The following is a 22,051-nucleotide window of genomic DNA, read 5'->3' as shown; positions in this document are numbered from 1 at the left end:
TCACGGATAAGAAGATATAGTGTAACTGTATTAAACTATAGCTAGATATAGCCTAAAGCTATATCCAAGCTTTTAAGATGAAATGGCATTTTTCAGCTCTTGAACATAAGCGGCTCCAAGCTTTGAAAGGGAAATATTCTTATGTGAAATCCAACCGACATGAATGGATTCATCAATATCCAGAGGTACGGGAATGATTTCATTGCCATTCAAATCAGCACTTAATACACCGGTCGAAATGGTATATCCATTTAATCCAATCAATAAATTGAACAATGTTGCTCGGTCATTCACACGGATGCTCTTCTTATGTATCACCGTGCTGAGAATTTCCTCTGAGAAATGAAAGGAATTATACTCCCCTTGATCAAAGGATAAATACGGATAATCTTTGAGCTGATCCATCGTTACGATGGATTGCTTTGCGAGCGGATTTTTAATACTAATGAATATATGAGGCTTAGCCGTTAATAAGCTGTTGAATTGCAAATTGGCCGTCTTCAGTAATTTATTAATTACTTTTCCATTAAATTCGTTGAGATATAAGATCCCGATCTCACTGCGTAAATTTTTGACATCTTCAATAATTTCGAACGTTTTGGTCTCTCGCAGCGCTAAATCATATTCATCTTGTCCATACTCCCGGATCAAATTCACAAAAGCATTAACGGCGAATGCATAGTGCTGCGTGGAAACCGAAAAATGCTGCGGTGTAGGCTTGGCATTGAGATATCGGCTTTCCAATAGCTCTGCCTGTTCAACGACTTGCCGTGCATAGCTTAGGAATTCAACACCTTCCTTAGAAATGGATATGCCTTTATTGGATCTTTCAAATATCTCAACCTGCAGTTCTTCTTCCAGATCTTTAATCGCGTTCGAGAGGCTGGGCTGAGAAATAAACAACCTTTTGGCAGCTTCATTGATAGATCCACGAGTGGCGACCTCGATCACATACTTTAATTGTTGTAAAGTCAAAGTGATCCCCCTTGGAATCCAAAATATTGTTTGGCCAGCACTTTAAATCTATCGTCGTCTATCTGTTCCTTCATACATTTCCCATCAATCCATTGTGTGAATGACGTTCCGGTTAATGTTATATTCCCATCGCTTTTAATTTGGGTAATAAGCGGGATTTTGTTAAAACGGGAATCTTCGTGGTTGGCGATGATGTCCTGCACGTCATTCAACTCGGATAAATCCGCTAATGTTTGATTTATATCAAAAGCATAGCCTATTTTCCAATCTGTATCTTTATATTTTAGCTTCAACTCAAGCCTATAGTTCCCTTCAGCACTTTCCATTGCTTGGACTCGAAACTCGCCGTTCATTGAGGAGACCGTTTCTCCATTAAGCGGCACAGGCTTTAGGGGCAGATTGCCGCCAAATCCAGTATCAACCAAGTACGTTTGGCCTTCCTGCTGCAAAAGAACAGCCACATGTGTTCTGCCCAATTCGGACCATGCATTCGTCGCTTCATTATATACTTTCCCGCGAATTAACACGGCTTTAAACCCATTTTCAACTAAGAAAAAATAAAGCAGAGGGTTTAACTCATAACACAGACCCCCTTCCTTATTCACGAGAATTTTGTTAATCAGATTCTTTGGGGAGATCGCTCTTGTTTTATTTAAAATGATGCCTAAATTTTCAAAAGGAAAGGTTGTTGCTGTCTTTTCAAGAATGCGGTCTAAAGATTCAAAGGTAAGCTTTTCATTCTCCGGAATGCCGAGTCTTTTGCGAAATAAGCCATTCAACTCACTCATGATGAAAAATCCCTCCTTATTGGGTTCACACTTACCTTCTATTGTGATTAGAAAAAGGAACCCAGTCAAGACTGGATTCCTCTACGAGAGTAATATGGCTGGTCATTTCCGTCTTCCCAACTTGCGGGTTCTAGGCATTGGTAGGCGAAATCGAAGGGGAGCTGTTCGAATCACGCTTCATCCTGCTTGGTTATAGTCAGTTTCAGCATATAGTCGCAGCTGGGTGGAAGTTGTGTATCGCAAGCTGCGTTATTTATTTTAAAGGAAAATGATGGTTACGGCGATGTTGAAGTCATCGAAGGATGTGTTCGGTTCCGTATATTTCGCAAATTCCTGCGATAATGCATCCTTTTCTTCTTGGATATAAGCAAAATCGTGAAAAGCCTGCCATTATGCAGCCTTTTGACACCTTTTTCCGTCCTAGGCGCGCAAAAGCCTAAAAAGCCTGCACTATCTATCGCAGGCTTTCTGAGGTTTCCGCTTGATTTGGTCGGAAAAGCCTGCACTATCGCAGGCTTTTCATAACACGCGCGGATCCTAGACGCACGGCCACCGCATGGCGGCTGTCAATCCAAGATCAATGGCCGCGCCGTATCATTGCTGTCCTTGCAGTCTTTTATCCAGCATCCCCTGCACAAACCAGGCATAAATCACAAAGCCCACCAACAACGCAACCGCCGTAACTAGGAAAGGCAGCGAATAATGGTTTCCAGCCAAAATATACCCCGCCCAGTAAGAGGCGATCGTGTTGCCGATGCTGCGCGATACGGTCCGCATGCCTGCGAACAAGTTGCGGTCTTCTTCCGCGACAGCCGACATGCTTTCGCTGTCCATCAAGTTGTTCAGCATGGTGAATCCCGTCCCGCGAATGAGCAGAAGCACAGCAAATATGGAGGCTGGCATAGCTAGCGCCATCAACGCCACGACCACCATATTATATAGAAACAGGAATATGAAAGTCCTGCGGCTGCCCCATCTCTCCACGACGTATGGCATCACGATGGAGCCGATAAAGAAGAAAAATCCAGACAGCGCAAGCAAACCGGAGATGTTGCCATCTTCCATCTGGAAGCGAAATTTCAGGATCACGTTCAAGAACGGACTAAGCAGCCCGAATGTAAAGCCGGAGTTGAAAATCAGCAGCGAAAGCAGCAGCAGAAAATACATCGCATGTCTTCTTTTCGGCTGAACGGAAGGCTTCGCTGGTTGCGAGCCGCCGGCTTCAACGCTGTTCAACCGTGCATGTGCAGAAGGAAGCAGCATTCCCCGTAATATGCCTGAGAGTGCCAAGCAGCCTCCGGCAATAAAGAAGGCATACTGGTACATCGTCGTATGTCCGGGCAGCCAATCCGGCAGAAAGCCGCCGAGCCATGTGCCTAGGCCGGTAAAAAACGTAAATATAGCGAACAACAGCGAATACGCGCTAGTTTCTTCTTTTTTGCTGCGGCAATATTGGAAGATCAGCTGAATTTCGGAATTCACGATCGCTGTAATTCCGAGCGACCAGATAAGCTGTGCTGCCGTCACCGTGCTAAGGTTGATTCCGAATCCGAAAACGACAAGCGCCAAGAAGCATAAGAGCATGCCGGCGACAAGCATCGCTTTGCGCCCGACACGCTTCACGATGAAACCTGCAGGCAGACTGGCAAGGCCAATTGTCAAAGCTCCCAGTGAGGTTATTTTACCGATGTCGCCTTTGGAGAAGCCAAGGTCCAGCAGGTGCAAATTCAGGATGAGGCTGAAGATGCCCACTCCGATGCCAAACAAGCTTTCCGTCGCGATGAAGCGCTTTACGCTGGGAGATAAATCACGAAATAAATTGACCGTATACGTCCACATTGATGTACCTTTCCTCTTGCTGTTGTATGTGTTATATCTTTATCGACATAGTTGTCTGGCTGATTCTGAACTTCATCACATCCTGTGGTGGAGCCCCTAATTATCCGATAGTAATCCTGGGCATTTACTTTCCGTTCGCAGGCTCTACCAAGCGGTGCTTGTACCACCGTTCCCCGCTATATCGCCACAGGAAGATCGCCCCGCGCACGCCCCACTCCAATTGCATGGCTGCCCACACCCCCAATACCCCGTACCCTAACATGATACCGAATACATAGCCGAGCACGACCCGAAACAACCACATGGTCAGCATCGCAGTGATGGAAGTGAACCGAGAGTCCCCCGCTGCTCGCAGCGCGCCTGGCAGCAGAAAACTAATCGACCAAAGAGGAATTTGAGCTATCATATTGACCAGCATAATGAGATACAGATCGTCCATAATTTCGGCCGGTGGGTCGAACAGACTAACCAAAGGCTTAAAGAATGGGATCAACAATAGCCCCATGACCAATAAGGAACCAGACGACAACCACAGAAACGATCTAGTAAATTTGCGGGCATCCTGAATATTGCCCCTGCCGATGCATTGCCCTACCACCGTAATAAGTGCTGTAGACAAGGCGATGGCGGGGATTTGCAAGAGCATCGCAAATACTGAACTGATGGCGTTAGTTGCAATCGCATAAGTGCCTAGACTGACGATATAGATTTGGGTTAGCATTTTGCCCCCGTTAAAAAAGAGCTGCTCCGCAGCGAACGGCAGCCCGATAAACATCATTTTCTTTAACATGGAGAAATTCCATTTCAGCAAATCCTTTAGTTGAATTCGCAAGTTGGCATCCAAACGGAGCAAGTAATATAACGCACAAGCCGCTGCCAAATAACGGGAAATATTCACCGCCACACTCAAACCTAGCACTCCCATGTCCATAAAATGAACGAATAAGATGTTCAGGAGTACATAAGTGAAGTTCATGATGAGAGACAAGACTAATGTCACTCTCGTCTTGCCGATTCCGCGGAGCGCTCCGCTAACCGCTTCCTTGAACGCAATCCCGATGTAAGATAAACCGCTTCCCACCAAATAAGTGCCGGCATGGGAGAACACTTCAGGATCGGCCGTTCCGAAGAGAAATTTCAAGATCGGATGATAGAAGACGAGGACGATCAAGCTAAGTATCACCGCAACCAAAGTCACTGCAGAAAGCGACGTTGCCGCCGCCTTAGATACCATCTTATCGTTCCCGCTGCCCTTGTACTGGGCCACCACCACCGTGCCTCCTGTCGCCAACGCAACGAAGACGTTAACCAAGAAGAGATTGAGCGAATCGACCATACTAACAGCGCTGATCGCGGCTACCCCAGACGAACTGATCATCGCGGTGTTCACCAAACTTAAACCGACAAGAAAGCCTTGATCAATGAGGATCGGAAGAAACAGCGCAATAACCTGCCGATAATCAATAGACTCCCCAGAAAAATATGTATTCAAAAAAGCCTGGCCTCGAGCCTTATAACGACTCGGAATCATACTGGATCACTTCCCATCTGAAAACACATCCAAACAAGATCGAATTCTCTCATCTTGATTCATTTACCCTACTTTATCATAGAATGAGCAATTGTAGTTGCTTGGGTGCCTACTTTGTGTTCTCATTTGGTAATTATTGATGAATGAAATCTCAAACGAATTCTTTATAATGAGAATAAAAGTAACATCAGGATAAAAAAGGAGCTTCCTATGAACAAAATTCGAATTATGACAGTGACCATAGGGTTAAGTCTATCTATTTTAATAGTAATATCCATTTACTCATCCAAGCATTTCTGGAAATCAATCGACGAGGCAGCAAGCACACCATCTCAGGCAATTGTGATGAACAATGCTCCCGTCCCGTCTATCCACCCAGCGGAGTCACAAGAAGTTGAGGGCAAAGCGAATCCTCAGGTCATTCCAAAAGAACCACAAGAAAGAAAACCAGTAACTCCTGCTGTTACAACAGTGCCGCAAGTCCAGCAAGCGGTACCACAGGCTCCCACAAAGAGCCTTCCAATTGCCACACAGGCTCCTTCACCTAATAAGGAAGAACCTACCCCGATCGCTGAAACGCCTGAACCAGCTGGCACAGTGCCAAGCACGACCAATGAAGATCCCTTAAGCGGAGAAACACACGTCAATCTCGATCAAAAACAAATTGAGCAGGTTGTTGCTGCTTGGAATCAAGCTGTAAAAGATTCTAATTCTATGCCGGCATGGCAGCAAAAAGCAGATAATATGCTGGTTGCAGCGTCTAACTATTTAGGAACACCTTACGTGTTTGGTTCAAAGGTTGGACAAACAGCCTCGTTTGATTGCTCTTCCTTTACCAAATTTCTGTTTGCCCAAGAGCATATTAAGCTGCCCCGTAGTTCGCGTGAGCAGAGTCTGCTAGGTACTGATGTCCCTTTGAGTGATTTGCGTCAGGGTGATCTTATTTTTTTCACCACGCCTGCCCGCTCTAAAAAAGAAGGGCTTGACCATATCGGACATGTCGCTATATATGCGGGTGACGGGCTCATTGTGCATACGTTTCGTCCAGGCATTGGCGTAACCATTTCCGAATTGAATGGCTCTTGGAAGAAACGGGTTGTAGAAGTAAGAAGAGTCCTAGTATAAAACCTGAATCAAGGTCACTAGATCATTCTAGTTGACCTTTTTTCGTCATTCTTGCTCTGAATTCCAAGGATTTGGTACGGTATGTTTCTTCTTTCGGAGCATCCTTTTTAGCAAACTCTCCTGTTTTTTTTCAGTAAGAATCCGTTTGAGACCTCGAATAAGAAGCTTGGATCTCATCTCATCCTCTCGGCTCATCTTTTGCAGCTCACTAAAGAATTCTTCGTTCATTTCCACCATCTCCATAGGTATATAATACTAATAATATAGTTATATCAAATATAATATAGTTCCACAGGATTATATAATAGCAGATGGTTATCTCAAAATTCTCACAAAAAGACAAATATTGTCGAAAATAGTCAGGAAGCGAGACGAGTCGCAGGGTTTATTAGCACGCCAAAAAACCTGCATGATTGCTCATCAGCAGGTGTGTGCGAAGTATGTATGGATAACCTATTCCTAGATGATTGAATGAATTTCCGAAAACTCTTTATAGATGATCTTTCCTTGTTCCATCGCAATCCTCACCATTTCATCAGCCCCCTGCGATGGTCCGCCAATTCGAAGCACTGCATCACAACATTGCAGCAGGCGGATGGATGAGGGATGAAAGATCCGATTAAATATATCGTCACCTATCGCTTGTGACCCCGCTTGTTCAATCAAAGGCAGAGCATACCACTCGCCTAGCACTGGCAAATGTCCTTTCTCATACACGGCAATGGCCATTGCGTTCATCAAGTTGACATTTTGCTCAATGAGATGGGGATCATCTCCAGTTCCTGAACGATAAGGACCGGCAATCAGGATATGCTGCACTCTTTTGGGTTCCAATAACCTGTTAATCTGAGCATACTGCAGCAGCATAATCGTTTTTGCATCTTTGATCTCACCGGTTTTCACCATATTTAAGGCTTGTTCGAACGAGTATTCTAATACCTCAATGTTTTCTTGTTCCTCCTCTAGTCCACCACCGTCGCCAACTCGCATATGATCTGAATATTCGGCTGTATAAAAATACAGCATCTCGGTAACTGAACCTGGTGACATATAGGCTTCGCCGATTTTTTGTATGCTCGTTACACGGTATCCCGTTTCCTCCTCGGTTTCCCGAATGATGCAGTTCTCCGCATCGTCTTGATCCAGCAAACCCGCACACGATTCAATCAAAAGTCCGGATTCATTCCCGTTCACATAAGTTGGCATCCGAAATTGCCGGGTAAGAATCACCGTTTGCTTCTCGCGATTGAATAGCAGGATCGTCGCTCCATTTCCCCGATCATAAGCTTCTCTGGCTTGGACATTCCACTTACCTTCTTTGTTAGGACGCATGAAAGTTATTTTCTTCAGCACATACCAGTTGTCGGATAAAATCTCTTCTTTCACAATTCGGATCTGTTGATTCACGACGTAACCCTCCCAGAAATCTTATAGATCATTGGCTGAGTTGGGGTCAACTTCCCTTCCTGCCTGATCTTTTTTTGATTATATAGGGTTACGCTGCGTCACCTTCAAGCTCTTTTTTTTGCTGCATCCTGATCTGCAAGCTAATCCTCCGTTAGATGGATTTCTTTGCTTGAAAAAAACCCGAATCCTTAGTGATATGAATGCTGCCGTCACGATCAAGCAAATTTTGCAAAAAAGATCTGAATGTATCCATTGTAGCTCCAATCAAACGGTTTCTGGCATTCATCGGTGTCGAAGTCATGTAATTCAAAAGCGGCTGAATCTGGTCTACATTCATTTCATCCACATACCGGATAAGCTTGATATCTGAGAACAAACCTGCCAGCAGCTCATAACCATTCCCGAACTCAAACCTTTCCATGACCGGGTCTAATACCTGCATTTCGGGATCAAATGCGTTAGCCATATGCTCGATTTCCCGCAAGTGGCCCTTGCTCATCGTTGAAGCATAAAATACGGCATCGGACTTCATTACCCTGTATATTTCAGAAATGGCTTTAGGAATATTGGGCACATGATACAGCATATGGTTGGCGATCACGATGTCAAATTGCTCATTATGAAACGGAATGGCCTGAGCATCTACGACCAGGAATTTAAATCGTTCATCCTCGTCCAGCTGTTTACGGGCTTCTTCCAACATCCCAACAGATAGATCCGTGAGCGTGATGTGCCATGACTGCGGAATTTGATCAATATTTCTAGACCATAATGTACCACTCCCACAACCCAGTTCTAATATTTTCAAATCAGGCTGATCCCTTAAATGTTGGAAAAACCACTGATGCCAGCCGATTTTATTTACACTGAAATTATCGTACAAATCAATTCTTGCTTGCAGTCGATAGGCAGTCTGGTATTGCTCTGCCCAGTCTTTTTCTGTATGTACAATGTGAATAAGATCCTCCAAGCCCTCCCAGTCCACAGCATCCTTTTGTTCATCCAATAAAGCCATAGCCTTACTGATTGCTCTGATTACATAGTTCATGTGTGCTGTTTTTTGCATCATGATTTCTTTCTGCATAGCCAGTGAGCTGCGCAAATCTTGTTCGAGCAATGAATTTTCATTAATAATTTTGTTTATTTCCTGAAGCGACAACCCAATATATTTTAAGGTCTGAATTTTTTGCAGCTTAATCAAATCCTGTTTGCTATACAGCCGTCTAGACGCATCTTCATTCTGCGAAGGGCTTAATAAGCCGATTTGGTCATAATATCTTAACGTTCTTAACGTTAGACCTGTCCGCTTGGCAATTTGCCCGGTAGTTACATATTTGCTTTTATCCGTCATTCCTTCCCCTCCCTAAAAGATGATACCAAATTTCTCCGTTAATCTATACCCTCATCTGCAGCCCAGACATTTCGGAAGCGGGCAGCTATGCTTCTCATTGGAATTTGTCCAATGAAATCAGCCCTCAAAGGGCTCATTGCCAGCTTGCATTGGAATTAATCCAGTGAAAATTTCCATCAAACCGCAAAATGACTGCTTGTCAGATTATCCATTGGAGTTTTTCCAATGAAACCGTCCATTAAGCTCTTCAAGCTAGCTTGCATTGGAAATAATCCAATGAAACCAGCTTTTCTCCTCATCCTTCAGAGCTTATCAGAGAAAGTATGCGTCACAGGGCTTCAGCCTTAGAACATCTCCACCAGTTGCCTATCAGCTGCAAGGACACTTGGCCCTTAGCTCCTGCTAGCTTGGCTCGGCGCGCTACGTAAACAAAAAACAGCTGTCCAAAGTAACCTTTGAACAACTGTTTTATAACCTTCAGGTATCCATATTCTCTGGACAGCTTCAACCAATGAAAGAAACTTTACCAAGGCAGCTCATCGTCTGCATGATAGAATTTCCCCGTTGGTCCATCTGCAGGCAAAGTGGCAAGCTTCACGCTTGTTCTGCTGCTTTCTTTAACGTCCATATCCGCGTATTTTCCGCCTATTTCGGTCTTGACCCAACCTGGGTGAGCAGAATTCACTTTAATTGGTGTGTCTATAAGTTCGTGCGCTAGATGGATCGTAAATGAATTCAACGCTGTCTTGGATGAGTTATAAGCAAGCAGTTTTACGCCGTATATAGGTGAAGCAGGATTGGCATGCAGGGTTAGCGATCCAAGACTACTAGAAAGATTGACGATCCTGCCCGCAGGAGCTTTGCGGATTAACGGAAGTAACAGCTGAGTCAATTCGATCAAATTAAAGAAATTGGCATCAAAGGTTTCACGCAGAATAGCCGGCGAAACAGTGCTTGATTCATTCATGGGTGAAAGATGTTCAATTTCTTTCTGCACACCGGCATTATTGATTAAAATATCCAGCTTTCCGTGACGTTGATCAAAAAAATCATAGGCAGCTTGACGATCTTCAGCCACATTAATGTCGAATTTGAGACTCGCTGCTTGGATTCCTTCAGATCGAAGTGTTGCCGCGGCAGCCTCCCCTTTCTCCAAATCACGTGCTCCAATAACGACCTTAGCGCCAAGCTTGCCAAGCTCACGTGCTGTTTCCAATCCAATACCGCGATTTCCACCTGTTATAAAAGCAACCTTACCGTCAAGATTGTTCGAGTTCGTTGTCATTAGGAAAGTCTCCTTTGTTTTCTAATTTAGAACGATCGTTCTAATAATCACAAAAAAAATGTATGAATGCCTTCGTAGATTGTTACCCTAACCTTGTCACTTCATCATATTAGCATATTGGGAACGATCAGTAAAGAATTAATTAGGTGGAGCACATCCAGACTCGCGGTGACATGATTAAGCATTGGGTATTGGGTATTGAGTATTGAGTATTGAGTATTGAGTATTGAGTATTGAGTATTGAGTATTGAGTATTGAGTATTGGGTATTGAGTATTGGGTATTGGGTATTGAGTATTGGGTAGCAGGCACCCTTGATTATCAATACAATGAAGGCTTGACATGGAGTAAACTCCATGCGATACGATACATAGGACAACGAACACGATTTTAGTCGCATCTTCAATAAAAAGGAAGGAAGGCGAGGGATGGAGCCTACATTTTCAATCGCAGAGATTTCACAAAGGACCGGTCTCAGCTATGATACGATACGCTATTACGAGAAAATCGGGCTGCTGCCGCCAGTGAAACGCAAGGAAAACGGACAGAAGGAATACGACAAGCTTCATCTCGACCGATTCATCTTCATTACCCATCTCAAACGAACCCATATGCCGCTGAAGGAAATTGAAAGGTATATGACCTTGGCATCCGCTCAAAACTATGAGAGCTGCTACAGCGTGCTCCAAGAGCACAAGCTCAAAGTGGAGTCGCAGATGACTGAAATGCAAGCTACTTTGGAAATGATGAATTACAAGCTAGACCACTTTAGGGACCTGATGAAACGTTCAGGATTACTAGGAGAATAGACGATGATGCCTACTAATAACACATATAAGATAACACCTCAAACCCCGCTCCCCTCGGGCTTCGGCCCGCTAACAACAGCGCGGGAAACGCTTGGCGGACGTGACCTCAGCGGCAAGATCGCCATCGTCACTGGCGGTTACTCTGGCGTCGGACTCGAGACAACACGCGCACTCGCAGAAGCAGGCGCGACGGTAATTGTACCCGCGCGTACGCCGGAAAAGGCTCGTGCTGCAATAGCTGATATCCCGCGAGTGGAGCTAGAGGAGCTGGATCTTATGGCCCCCGCTTCTATCGACGCATTTGCGAAGCGGTTTCTGGACTCCGGACGGCCGCTGGATATGCTTATCAATAACGCAGGCATTATGGCTCCTCCGCTGGTGCGCGATACGCGCGGCTTCGAATCCCAATTCGCCACGAATCATTTGGGACACTACCAGTTAACAGGACGGCTCTGGTCAGCCTTGAAACAATCCGGCAGCGCACGGGTTGTCTCGGTTTCCTCCACTGGGATCCGCTTCGGAGGCGTTGATTTTGACGATCCTAACTTCGAGCGGCGCGAGTACGACAAGTGGCAGGCCTACGGCCAGTCCAAAACGGCTAACGCCCTGTTCGCTGTAGGGCTCGACAAGCGTGGTCAAACCCACGGAATCCGCGCTTTCTCTGTTCATCCTGGCAGAATAATGACCGATTTAGCCCGTTATTTATCCCCGGAAGAGAGCGCAATAGGCGGAATATACAAAACTACTGAGCAGGGAGCAGCAACAAGCGTATGGTGCGCGACGAGTCCCCAATTGGCGGGCAAAGGCGGCGTTTACTGTATGGATGCCGATATCGCTGAGATCATCCCGGATTTCGATCTGCAAGGGTTAGGCCAAGTCCTGACGGGCGTACTTCCCTGGGCGATCGATGCCAACTTGGCGGAGAGGCTATGGAAACTCAGTGAAAAAATGACCGGTGTAAAATTCAGCTAAGCGTGACACATCCATAGTATGCCGCCAATAATAAACTTAAAAAAGCCGGCTGTCCCAAAGGTCACAAAACCGAATGGTCAGCCCTTCCCTGTTTCGCAAATAAGAGTCCCTATGGAGACTCTTATCTGGGGGAGGGAACCAACCACACTCATGTATCTAGTTTGAGACAGCCTCCATTTTAATCAAGGATGGTCATGGTTGTATCAATAATACGCAACAATTTGTCTTGATCACTTGTTGTTTTGACCAATACACGCATACCCACCCAGGCATTATTAAAATATAAAGACAGGTTTACCGCATTAAGATGATCTGGTATTTCTCCTGCTTGCTGCCCACTCACCAGCAGGTTATAGAACAATTTCTCCGTATTCAAAAACTCCTCATGAATAATCGCTGCAACAATCGCATCATGCATGGCTAGCTCAACAGCAGAATTAACGAGCAAACACCCTTTGGGCTGATCCTCTTCTGTATATAGCGTCATCTCAAACAGTTGCCTAATGCCCTCTTTGGCAGAAGCGGATTGACGAATTCGATGATTGATTTTGCTTTCAAACGTCGTCTTATATCGGTTCATAACGTCCATAAATAAGTCATGCTTGTCTCCAAAAGTATCGTACAAGCTTCTTCTGTGAATACCCATATGAGTGACAAGCTCCTGGATGGAGGTTTTTTCATAACCTTGTCTCCAAAATAAATCCATTGCCTTGTCTAATACCGTGTTGATTTCGAATTCTTTGCTTCTCGCCATGAAATGCTCACTTCCTTTAGTTGACCCTGCCTTTTGACAGCTAAAATCATCTTAGCATATTGGGAACGATCAGTAAATAATCCTCCTTTTACACTGAATCTTATCTCCGGGACATAAGCCTTTCGTTTCTTCTCCACACTTTCTAACCAAATAAATGTTGGCCCAAATAAGTGCCTTTGGTTGTTACACCCGGCAGAACTGCATAATAACCTCCACCTGTCGTTTCCGTGTAAGAAAGCATCTTGTCGGGCATCTTGGGGTTCGTTAAGCGCTTCTGAATAGACTCAAACTGGGTTTGCAAGTTTCTATTAAAACAAACAAATAACAATCCCGCATTTAATCTCCCTACGCTATCCAAATTCTCCATAAAATTATAGCCGCGACGAAGAATCCGCTCACGCTCCGAGCTCTCTCCCTCTCTTGGATTGGAAAGCCGAATATGGGAATCTAATGGCGTTTTATCACCTTTGGCATCTGCAGCAAAAAGAGGTTGATCAAATTCACTTTTACCATCCATCGGTGCTCCCGAAACTTTTTGCCGGCCCATAATTTCCTCTTGATTGGTAAATGGTTGTTGATCCCAAGTTTCTATCCTCATTTGAATGCGGCGAACGACCATATACGTCCCACCTGTCAGCCAAGGGATTCCATCTGCACCGTCAATCCACACGTTATTATTCATAAAGGCATCATCCTGAAGCGCCGGATTGTTCGTTCCATCTTTGAAACCGAATAAATTACGTTTGGTTCCATCGGATTTAATACCCAATTGGCCCGTTTGCTGCCATCTCAAATGTGCAACACCTCGCGCCGCTTTCGATAAATTCCGAATGGCATGGAAGCATACCATCGGATCGTCCGAACAAGCCTGCACGACAATATCCCCGTGTGTTAACTGCTCTTGCAGAGAGTCTTTATGGAAAATGGGCATCTCGGTTAAACCTTGAGGTTTGCGGGCTCGAAGGCCAAAACGATCCTTGCCTTCTTTCTCAAAAAGGGTAGCGCCAACCGCAAAGGTAATGGTCAACTTGCCGGTAGCCAGGCCGATTTGCTCGCCTGTATCTGTTGGCGGAAATTTGCCATCTTGCGGCTCAGCAGCCAGCGGCTTGCCCTCCATCAAGGTTGCCGCCATTTCTGTCCAAGTTTTGAGTAATTCTTGCAATTGCTTCACATCATCTGTGGTGATATCGAAGGACGCAATATTAGCAAAGTTTTGCTGTGGAGTCACAACGCCAGTTTGATGGCTGCCATAGAAAGATATCGTCTCTGCCTCACTGGTCTCATGTTTGGTTACAGGAGCAGCAAGCTCGGTATGCTTCTCCTTGCCAATAAAATCCCCTAGTATCAAACCAGCAGCTCCAGTAGCTGTCATTCCTAGAAATGTACGACGATTTATTTTATCTCCCATGGTCATTTTAAACTCCTTTATCAATTATTGTCCTAATGTTCCAGGCAATTTTACAAGCGGTTCTGCTAGTGCTTCCAATTTATTTTTCAAATCAACCCGTTTGGATTGTTCGATTTTATTAAATTCGTTCCACGTAGGGCCCACTGGAGACAGGGTATTCATAGCCTCGATGACACTGGACAAGGTTTTGCTGATCTTCTCATCAAGCACAGCATCTTTCTTCTTTAATTCCACTTTTACAAGTTCATAGATTTGTTGGGCACCTTCAACATTGGCTCTTAAAACCGGAACCGTTGCTCCGCTCCAACGCTCCTCTTCGCCGGTAATCTTTTTGGATTGCGCTTCTTCCATCAGCTCGCCAACACCAGTAACGAAATCGGTTGCTTCGATGTTCGTTGCCGCAATGCTTTGCTGCATTTTCTTACCATCCTCCAGCAAGCGAGCTGAGAATGGCTCAGCTTCTTTGATCGTCTTTTTCACGAATAATAAGTTTTCAATCCGGTGGTAGCCTGTAAACCCAGGATCTGTGGCATCCTTGAAATCATCGACACGTGCATCCATAACGCCGTCAAGCTCTTTGAATTTCTCGATCACAGGCTCAATTCTTTCATAAGGAATACGCGAGGCCACATAAGCTTCCTGCGCTTTTTGCAAATCGCCGCTTTTCACAGCCGTATTTAATTGATCCAACAGGGAGACCATCTGGTTGCCTTGGTCTTGAACGTATTTGTTATAGGCCTTTGCGGCTTCTTGCAGCGCTTGTGAGCCTGAAATAGCTGCATCGTTCACAGCACCTTTATTCTCGTTTAATGACGTGCTTAACTCTGTCAGCGCACCTTTCAAACCGTCATTCAACTGCTCCAAAAGCGCATAATCGAGCTTATCTTTCGTTAAGCCAGCTTCTAATGGAGTCAAAAACTTTTCAACCTTCACATACAACTCAGGGTATTTCAGCTTAACCTCATCTTCGAAGGTTGCCCATTCGACAACGAAGGAAGATGATCGTTTCTTGGGCTCATTCAATTGCTTTTGATCCAATTGTCCTTTCAAACCGTCCACTGTCTTGAGAAAAGCTGCCGCGCCTTCTTTCGCTGGTACTTTCGTTACATTCGGTGTCGGGCTTGCCGCTGCCGGAGATGTGTTGGTCGTTGCTGTAGATGTTGTTGTTGCTGCTTTGCTGCATCCTGCAGCCACTAGTGCAAGTGCTGCTGTTAAAAGAAGGAATTGTTTGTGTTTATTCATAGAATTCAGCCCCCAAAAAGATTAGTTTTATGCGCTTTTACGATCTGATTGCCTATGTATGACTGTCAATTGGAATAACTCTCTCTAATATTGATTATCATTCTCGCTTTCATCCACAACACTATACCTTACCAAAATGAAAATTTGATGAGAGTTTATGTATTTTTCAAAAGCAAAAACACACTGCGCAACCTAAATCGCAGTGTGTTTTTGTGGAAATTAGAAAATCCCTCATAGAGCAGCGTCTAGAAGACGCCGTGAAGCAGGATGCGAGCATGAAAGCAATTCCGTTATCGCCACCTTCTCTACGATCTGACCACCATCCAGAACAGCTATTTGATCGGCCAGCAAACTTACAGCCAATACATCATGTGAAATGAGCAGATAGGACAGACCTTTCTTCTTTTTCAAATCTTGAAGATGTAGTAATATTTGCTTTTGAACGACCATATCCAAACTACTTACCGGTTCATCAAGCACAATGAGCTTAGGCTCCAGCGCAATAGCTCTGGCTATATTCACCCGCTGCAGCTGCCCCCCGCTCAGTTGATGAGGCTTCTTAAGCATATCGTCAGGACGAAGACCTACGACTTCCAAAAGCTCCGTGACCTTCCGAATCTCCTCCTGTGGAGACAAGCGTTCATAATTTCGAAGGGGCTCTGAAATAATATGTTTGACTGAAAAGCGTGGGTTTACAGCCGAATAACAGTCCTGGAAAACGACTTGAATCTCGCGCCGCAGCTTAATTCGTTCTTTCTTATCCGCCTGATATAAATCAGTTCCCAGCATTTTTACGCTGCCGCTGTCCGGCCGAAGAAGTCCCAACATGATGTTGCCCAGCGTACTTTTCCCAGCTCCACTCTCGCCCAAAATGCCTAAGCACATCGCAGGCTCTATGCGAAAAGAAATGTCACGAATGCCTGCTCCCTCTTTCTTATTCAATCCAAAAAGACCGGAAGAGCGATAGGTTTTGAAAATATGCTCTGCTACTAGTAAACTCAAGCTGCCACCTTCTTCCCTCCGTGATAGATCAAAGCGAGGATTAAAGTAGCAACCCCCAAACATGTCGCTGTTCCCAGCATCGTCTCGAAAGAAAACGTTTCAGCCAACCATCCCATCATAAAAGCACCGGAAGAAGTACCGAAATCAGCAGCAGCGATAAACCAACCAATGGAATATCCCCGAACATGAGTCGGAACGATGAAAGAAATATACGTCATTAAAGTTGGATATAACAAAGATAACGCTAAGCCGTTAAACACAGCAGCCGCAAGCAAAATAGGCGTTGAGATCGACATGGCGAGCAGTGCCGGAGACAGGGTAAAACATGCAATTAAAAGAACGACCAGCCATTTGGGAAATGTCTCTGAAGACGGAATATGCTTTCTTCCGAAAAACCGAATGAAAATAAGTACGGCCGTTTCTGTCAGAAAATATAAAGGCGCAGAATGCAATCCCTGGCTCTCTAAGTATAAAGGCAAAAAAGTCGGCGCTACGCTGAAAACAACCGAAGCCAGCAGCATAATGATTGCCGGAAACAACACAGATGAGGCTTGTTTTTTATCATGAACCGTCTGTAATTCACTTCCCTTTGAATCTTCTTTCGAAGCCTGCTGCCCTATTGTCACATACAACCGGATGCCCAGTACAATATTCGTAACGCCCATAGCGGCGAATATCATCAGCAAAGCCGTCATGGAGATCTGATCTTTCATATACAGCACCAGCGCCGGAACGAATGTATAAGGCAGCATGGAAGAAAGCGAAAGTAAAGAAAGCCCTTGTCCTCGCATCTTCTCCGACAATAAATCGATGATAAGCAGATGGATCGTCATGGAGAAAAAAGCGAGAATAGCACCTTGCAGCGCTCTCATGATTGCAAAAGCCCATAGATCCTCCAAGCTATATGAAGCGAGAACGATTGCATTGAGTACTAGGGCAATCATGAAAATATTTTTAGGACCGAATCGGTCCACAACAGCCCCAGCTAGAGGTCTTAGAAACATGGAAACAAACATATAAGAACCCATGATCATGCCAATCTCCGAACGTCCGGCGCCAAGCGTCTGTGATAAGAACGGCAGCGCGATAATGAGCATATGATTCGTTGCATAGAAAACAAATGCCACCGTATATAACCATATAGCCCGATTACTGAACGGATTTTCCTTTAAGGCGGTTTTCAAATCTATATCGACTCCTGTTCATGCCTGCTTCCCAGTGTTAGTCTGGAATTCCATAACAATTGGGTATATTCATTTTGGGGTGAAGTTAGAAGATCATGGGTGGCTGCCATTTCGACCAACTGGCCTTTTTTCATCACAGCTACGACATCGGCCACTTTTTCAATAACGTTTAAATCATGGGAGACCAAAAGAATGGCGGTCTTTGCCTCTTTTTTAATCGCTCGAAAAGCATCTACCACGTTGCGACGATTGATGCTGTCTAAGGCCGTTGTTGGCTCATCCGCAATCAAGAGAGAAGGGTTCAAAGATAGCGATAAAGCGATCATAACCCTTTGAAGCATCCCTCCGCTTAATTCAAATGGAAACTGTTTGAGAATTCGCTCCGGCTCATGCAGATTCATTTGTTTCAAGCAGGTGGAAGCATGAGTTGACGCTTGCTTTCGTGTCATATTTTGATGGGCAAATAAGGTTTCTGCGAATTGGGTTCCAATGGTGACAAGCGGGTTAAAAGCCGTCATTGGGTTCTGCATAATCAAAGACAATTCTTGCCCGCGAATGCGTCGCAATTGCGCAGGCTTCATCGTTGTAAGCTCTTGCCCTTTCAAAGCAATGCTCCCTTGCGACAATCTTGCCGCAGCAGGAAGCAGACCCAGAATAGCCAATGAAGTCATCGATTTCCCACAACCGCTTTCTCCGACAATCCCCAATACTTGACCTGCTTTTATTTGAAAAGACACATCGTCCACGACGGGAGTCCATCCCTGATGTGATTGAACCTGGACGCTTAAGCCTCGAACATCAAGCACGCATTCTTCCTCTTTCATTGACGGCCACCTCTCTTCGTGCCCAGCGCTTCACCTACCAGATTTAACAAAGCAACCATACAGAAAATGAGCAATCCCGGGGCAATCATTAATCTTGGATGCGTGCGTATGAAAGATTTTCCTTCGTTAATCATTGCTCCCCATTCCGGCGTAGGCGATTGAACACCAAGTCCGATAAAAGAAAGGGCAGAAATATCCATGACCACCCAACCGATTTCTAAGGTGACTACAATTAGTAAAGGTGGTAATAAATTAGGAATGATGTGACGGTATACAATCCGGAACGATGAGGTGCCACTGATCTTAGCAGCGGCAATATACGTCTGTTGTTTCAAATTCGTGACCAATCCTCTAATAAAACGAGTGTAATACACGGACATAACCACCACAAGAGCAATGACCATTTGCTGCCAGCCAGGCCCCCAAATGGCAATAAGACTGATCGCAAGGATCAGCGAAGGAAAAGCTAAAATCGCATCGCACGCCCTCATCAAAATGCTGTCCAGTTTCCCTCCTGCATACCCGGATGTACATCCCACGATGAGGCCAATCATTAAGCTGCTGGAGACAATTAGCAAAGCAATGCTGAGAGACACGCGTGTACCATATAGCAAACGCGATAGAATACAGCGGCCTAGCTGATCCGTGCCTAACGGAAATTGTTCGGAGGGTCCTTTTAATTTGTGCGTTAAATCAACCAAACTTGGATCGTTGGGAGCAATCAGCGGTGCGAGAAGGCCAGCTAAGGCAATTCCGATAAGAAGTGCTGAACATACGACTACAACCCAGTTTCTCCCTATAGTAAATAGTAGATTGCGTGAAAGAATCATTTTACGCTCTGCCTCCTTGCTGTCTCCCGCATCAACCGAGGATCCAGATAGGCCTGAATGACATCAGATATCAAATTGCCTACAACAAATACAAATGCCATCATAAAAACAAATCCCTGAATAACCGGATAATCCCGATGATAAACCGATTCCAAAAAAAATCCGCCCATACCCGGCATCGCGAAGATCTGCTCGACAATGACGGTTCCGGCAAAAAGCTTACCTAAATTCATGCCCGCTGCTATTACCACGGGTCGAATGGCATGACGCAGAACATGCCGCCCTATGATGATATAGGTATGAATTCCTCTTGCCTTGGCATATAACACAAAAGGATGATCCATACTTTCTAGCATACTAGTTCTTAGTAATCTGGAATATGTCGAAATCAAGGCAAAGGCAAGCGTAAAGGAGGGCAGCACATAATGAATCCAAGTGTCTCCTCCCCTTAGAGGAAACCAATCCATTTTGACAGCCAAAAAGTAAATGAGCAAATAAGCAAGCCAAAATTGCGGTAACGAAGCACCAAGAAAGGCTAAAAGTCGGCAAATATGATCAATGATAAGATTTTTGCGCAAGGCTGAAATGATGCCCAGCGGTATGCTTATGCAAACTGCCATAGCTAAGCTAAGCAAGGTAATGCTCGCGGTGACTGGCAATCTTGCTGCCATTTCACGTGCAACAGGTATTTTTGTAAAAAAGGAAGTTCCAAAATCGAGCTGACAAAGCTGCCATAGCCAACGTACATATTGCTTCCAAAATGGTTGATCCAATCCTAGCTGTACACGAATGGCATTCACGGTTTCTTCCGTAGGAATCACATTGGAAGCGGACAAATAAGCTCTTGCGGGATCGACTGACGTAAGGCGCAATAACAAGAAACAAACGAATGTGGCCCCCAATAAAACGGGGACCATCATTAAAAGTCTATGACCTACATATACAAGCATCTTCATCGCAAGATCACCTTGTCTTATTTCTGAATGTCCAGCGTATCGAACGGTGTTTCATCACGATGAGCAGGGAATTTCAAATCCTTCACATACTTCGGATAAACAGCAATATTGGTTAAGTAGGATAGAGGAAGATATGCTGCTTGATCATGCAGGGTTGTAAAGATGGACGTATACATTTTTTGACGTTCTTTCTCATCAACTGTCAATAAGACATCTCTCATTTGCTGATGCATGACATCCTTATTTGGAATCCCTTGTTGCGATTCAAAGATACCGTAACCCTTCTCATAGTTCGTCGATACGAAAGAATGCGGGTCATACGGTGCCCCATATGTGCTCCAGAAAAGCAAATCGAAATCCGCTGCAACCATGCGTTTGTTGCGGAGTTCTCTTTCCAGACCTGTCGTTTTGAGGGAAACCCCAATTTGTTTCAAATCTGACTGAATCGCAGCAGCCATAGGTTTCTCAATTTGGTCCGGTCCCATATAAACAAGTTCAATTTCTAATGGTTTCCCATCTTTCTCACGGACAGCTTTGCCTGCCGGAAGCTTCCAGCCAGCTTGATCCAACAAAGATTTGGCAGTTTCCAAATTATAATCGTATGGCTTCAACCCTACATTGGCATACGGGAAATTGCTTGAAATAATCGTATCTGCTACTTTCTCGACACCGTTCGTAACACCGTCCACAATGGCCTTTTTGTTAACAGCATGCTGTAAAGCTAAGCGAACATTGAGATCCGCGAATGGTCCCTTGGTTGTGTTTACGATTAACGCTCGACTAGCCAACGGATCAGAAACAGAGGTTTGGAATTTGCCTGAGTCTTTCAAACTTACGAACGAATCCAGGCTAATAACGCCTTCTCCGTAAATAAGATCAATGTCGCCTTTCTCCAGTGCGAGGACGCGGGCTTCAGCATCAGGAATTACCTTAACAACAAGTTTATTGATCTTTGGCTTAGTTCCCCAATAGTTATCGTTTCTTGTGAAAACAGCAACCTCATCTTTCTTATATTCCGACAATACCCAAGGTCCGGTACTGACTGGTTTTTTAATGGATTTCACCGTATTGCCGTCATCAGGGAATCCAGCAGCCCCAAGGAACCGTAGTGGTCGAACGACTGCAAATTCTTGCAAAGCTGGGTAGTAGCGGTTTTTCAGCGTAATCTTGAATGTGTTTGCATCCACAACTTCTGTCTTGTCGATCTGGCTAATAAGACCAAGCCAACTGTGCATGTCACGATTAGCTAAAATGGTATTGAAATTCTTTTGCACGATATCCGCATTAAAATCAGAACCGTCGGAGAATTTCACATTTTTGCGTAAATGGAAGGTGTAGATTTTTCCATCCTCGGAGATATCCCAAGATTCCGCTAGCTTCGGTACAAGTTTCCCACCCTCCCCATAGTCAATCAGCGGCTCATAATACATGCCTTGGGCAAAAAATTCATTCGGTGTATACTCATGCGGATTTAGCGGCCCGATGTCTTTCGGCCAGGAAATCGTCAATGTTTTGTCAACTGCAGCTGAAGTGCTCGCCGTGGAAGCTGGCTTGCCGTTTTGCGCTGCAGTTTCGGAAACTTGATTGGTTTTGCTTTGACATCCAACCAACGTTACTGAGAGAACAAGTGTAAGAATACCTGATGCAAAGATTCCTTTTTTAAAACGAAACACCTTAATCCATCCCCTTATGAATTTATTGATAATGATTATCATATTCATCGTGAATGATTTTACCTTACTATTTCAATTAATGCAATCCATAAAATGA

The 22,051-nt window shown here is 44.7% G+C and carries 19 protein-coding genes; 3 read left to right on the top strand and 16 right to left on the bottom strand.

All coding sequences use genetic code 11. The features are described from left to right. Nucleotides 1-72 precede the first annotated feature (72 nt). The 4 genes from BC351_RS29295 to BC351_RS29280 form a co-directional block, all read right to left on the bottom strand. Nucleotides 73-975 (bottom strand): LysR family transcriptional regulator, encoded by a 903-nt coding sequence (locus BC351_RS29295; protein ID WP_079417679.1) that lies wholly within the window; start codon nt 973-975, stop codon nt 73-75. Continuing rightward, on the bottom strand, nt 972-1,763 hold the full coding sequence (locus BC351_RS29290; RefSeq protein ID WP_079417677.1) for an arylamine N-acetyltransferase family protein: 792 nt from the start codon (nt 1,761-1,763) through the stop codon (nt 972-974). Before BC351_RS29290 ends, BC351_RS29295 begins: the two co-directional genes overlap by 4 nt. 594 nt (nt 1,764-2,357) lie before the next feature. Next, nucleotides 2,358-3,602, bottom strand: coding sequence for an MFS transporter (locus BC351_RS29285; RefSeq protein WP_079417675.1), 1,245 nt, complete (start codon nt 3,600-3,602; stop codon nt 2,358-2,360). Nucleotides 3,603-3,726: 124 nt separating this feature from the next. Beyond that, nucleotides 3,727-5,133 carry an MATE family efflux transporter gene (locus BC351_RS29280; protein ID WP_079417673.1) on the bottom strand — a complete coding sequence of 469 codons (1,407 nt, stop codon included), beginning with the start codon at nt 5,131-5,133 and terminating at the stop codon, nt 3,727-3,729. Nucleotides 5,134-5,343: 210 nt separating this feature from the next. On the opposite strand from BC351_RS29280, the gene BC351_RS29275 reads away from it, so the two are divergent. Continuing rightward, the gene (locus BC351_RS29275) at nt 5,344-6,258 is read left to right on the top strand and encodes a C40 family peptidase (protein ID WP_079417671.1); all 915 of its coding nucleotides are present in this window, start codon (nt 5,344-5,346) and stop codon (nt 6,256-6,258) included. Nucleotides 6,259-6,717: 459 nt separating this feature from the next. On the opposite strand, the gene nudK is transcribed toward BC351_RS29275, so the two are convergent. The 3 genes from nudK to BC351_RS29255 form a co-directional block, all read right to left on the bottom strand. Next, nucleotides 6,718-7,665, bottom strand: a complete 948-nt coding sequence (nudK, locus tag BC351_RS29265; protein ID WP_079417667.1) for a GDP-mannose pyrophosphatase NudK — start codon at nt 7,663-7,665, stop codon at nt 6,718-6,720. Between the two features lie 151 nt (nt 7,666-7,816). Beyond that, nucleotides 7,817-9,016 carry a MerR family transcriptional regulator gene (locus tag BC351_RS29260; RefSeq protein ID WP_079417665.1) on the bottom strand — a complete coding sequence of 400 codons (1,200 nt, stop codon included), beginning with the start codon at nt 9,014-9,016 and terminating at the stop codon, nt 7,817-7,819. A gap of 523 nt (nt 9,017-9,539) precedes the next feature. Continuing rightward, complete coding sequence (locus BC351_RS29255) at nt 9,540-10,301, bottom strand: SDR family oxidoreductase (RefSeq protein ID WP_079417663.1); 762 nt, start codon at nt 10,299-10,301, stop codon at nt 9,540-9,542. 427 nt (nt 10,302-10,728) lie between these two features. Here BC351_RS29255 and BC351_RS29250 point away from each other — a divergent pair, with 427 nt between their 5' ends. Next, entirely contained in the window at nt 10,729-11,109 is a 381-nt protein-coding gene (locus tag BC351_RS29250) for a MerR family transcriptional regulator (RefSeq protein ID WP_079417661.1), read from the top strand. A 6-nt stretch (nt 11,110-11,115) separates the two neighbouring features. Further along, complete coding sequence (locus BC351_RS29245; protein ID WP_079417913.1) at nt 11,116-12,081, top strand: oxidoreductase; 966 nt, start codon at nt 11,116-11,118, stop codon at nt 12,079-12,081. Nucleotides 12,082-12,259: 178 nt separating this feature from the next. Here BC351_RS29245 and BC351_RS29240 read toward each other — a convergent pair whose 3' ends face one another. The 9 genes from BC351_RS29240 to nikA all read right to left on the bottom strand — a co-directional run bounded on the left by BC351_RS29240 (nt 12,260) and on the right by nikA (nt 21,954). Then, on the bottom strand, nt 12,260-12,835 hold the full coding sequence (locus BC351_RS29240; protein ID WP_079417659.1) for a TetR/AcrR family transcriptional regulator: 576 nt from the start codon (nt 12,833-12,835) through the stop codon (nt 12,260-12,262). A gap of 142 nt (nt 12,836-12,977) precedes the next feature. Then, nucleotides 12,978-14,243 (bottom strand): iron uptake transporter deferrochelatase/peroxidase subunit, encoded by a 1,266-nt coding sequence (gene efeB / locus BC351_RS29235; protein WP_158082269.1) that lies wholly within the window; start codon nt 14,241-14,243, stop codon nt 12,978-12,980. Between the two features lie 24 nt (nt 14,244-14,267). After that, the gene (locus tag BC351_RS29230) at nt 14,268-15,485 is read right to left on the bottom strand and encodes an EfeM/EfeO family lipoprotein (RefSeq protein ID WP_079417655.1); all 1,218 of its coding nucleotides are present in this window, start codon (nt 15,483-15,485) and stop codon (nt 14,268-14,270) included. Between the two features lie 231 nt (nt 15,486-15,716). Further along, nucleotides 15,717-16,487, bottom strand: a complete 771-nt coding sequence (locus tag BC351_RS29225) for an ATP-binding cassette domain-containing protein (protein WP_079417653.1) — start codon at nt 16,485-16,487, stop codon at nt 15,717-15,719. Then, nucleotides 16,484-17,671: a staphylopine family metallophore export MFS transporter CntE gene (cntE, locus tag BC351_RS29220; RefSeq protein ID WP_079417651.1), complete on the bottom strand. Its 1,188-nt coding sequence runs from the start codon at nt 17,669-17,671 to the stop codon at nt 16,484-16,486. The genes BC351_RS29225 and cntE overlap by 4 nt, the downstream gene beginning before the upstream one ends. 2 nt (nt 17,672-17,673) lie before the next feature. Next, nucleotides 17,674-18,495, bottom strand: coding sequence for an ABC transporter ATP-binding protein (locus tag BC351_RS29215; RefSeq protein ID WP_079417649.1), 822 nt, complete (start codon nt 18,493-18,495; stop codon nt 17,674-17,676). Continuing rightward, nucleotides 18,492-19,325: an ABC transporter permease gene (locus BC351_RS29210; protein ID WP_079417647.1), complete on the bottom strand. Its 834-nt coding sequence runs from the start codon at nt 19,323-19,325 to the stop codon at nt 18,492-18,494. Before BC351_RS29210 ends, BC351_RS29215 begins: the two co-directional genes overlap by 4 nt. Next, nucleotides 19,322-20,281 (bottom strand): nickel ABC transporter permease, encoded by a 960-nt coding sequence (gene nikB, locus BC351_RS29205; RefSeq protein WP_244209211.1) that lies wholly within the window; start codon nt 20,279-20,281, stop codon nt 19,322-19,324. Before nikB ends, BC351_RS29210 begins: the two co-directional genes overlap by 4 nt. A gap of 17 nt (nt 20,282-20,298) precedes the next feature. Then, complete coding sequence (gene nikA / locus BC351_RS29200; protein WP_244209210.1) at nt 20,299-21,954, bottom strand: nickel ABC transporter substrate-binding protein; 1,656 nt, start codon at nt 21,952-21,954, stop codon at nt 20,299-20,301. Nucleotides 21,955-22,051: the final 97 nt, after the last annotated feature.

This window comes from Paenibacillus ferrarius (assembly GCF_002027705.1).
Taxonomy (GTDB): Bacteria; Bacillota; Bacilli; order Paenibacillales; family NBRC-103111; genus Paenibacillus_E; species Paenibacillus_E ferrarius.
This window is presented reverse-complemented; position numbering and strand designations above follow the sequence as displayed.

Bases quoted from the DNA above. Each gene is read 5' to 3' on its own strand.
- BC351_RS29290 (WP_079417677.1), bottom strand. From the start codon at position 1,763: ATGAGTGAGTTGAATGGCTTATTTCGCAAAAGACTCGGCATTCCGGAG.
- BC351_RS29285 (WP_079417675.1), bottom strand. From the start codon at position 3,602: ATGTGGACGTATACGGTCAATTTATTTCGTGATTTATCTCCCAGCGTA.
- BC351_RS29280 (WP_079417673.1), bottom strand. From the start codon at position 5,133: ATGATTCCGAGTCGTTATAAGGCTCGAGGCCAGGCTTTTTTGAATACA.
- BC351_RS29275 (WP_079417671.1), top strand. From the start codon at position 5,344: ATGAACAAAATTCGAATTATGACAGTGACCATAGGGTTAAGTCTATCT.
- BC351_RS29260 (WP_079417665.1), bottom strand. From the start codon at position 9,016: ATGACGGATAAAAGCAAATATGTAACTACCGGGCAAATTGCCAAGCGG.
- BC351_RS29255 (WP_079417663.1), bottom strand. From the start codon at position 10,301: ATGACAACGAACTCGAACAATCTTGACGGTAAGGTTGCTTTTATAACA.
- BC351_RS29250 (WP_079417661.1), top strand. From the start codon at position 10,729: ATGGAGCCTACATTTTCAATCGCAGAGATTTCACAAAGGACCGGTCTC.
- BC351_RS29245 (WP_079417913.1), top strand. From the start codon at position 11,116: ATGCCTACTAATAACACATATAAGATAACACCTCAAACCCCGCTCCCC.
- BC351_RS29240 (WP_079417659.1), bottom strand. From the start codon at position 12,835: ATGGCGAGAAGCAAAGAATTCGAAATCAACACGGTATTAGACAAGGCA.
- efeB (WP_158082269.1), bottom strand. From the start codon at position 14,243: ATGGGAGATAAAATAAATCGTCGTACATTTCTAGGAATGACAGCTACT.
- BC351_RS29230 (WP_079417655.1), bottom strand. From the start codon at position 15,485: ATGAATAAACACAAACAATTCCTTCTTTTAACAGCAGCACTTGCACTA.
- BC351_RS29215 (WP_079417649.1), bottom strand. From the start codon at position 18,495: ATGAAAGAGGAAGAATGCGTGCTTGATGTTCGAGGCTTAAGCGTCCAG.
- BC351_RS29210 (WP_079417647.1), bottom strand. From the start codon at position 19,325: ATGATTCTTTCACGCAATCTACTATTTACTATAGGGAGAAACTGGGTT.
- nikB (WP_244209211.1), bottom strand. From the start codon at position 20,281: ATGAAGATGCTTGTATATGTAGGTCATAGACTTTTAATGATGGTCCCC.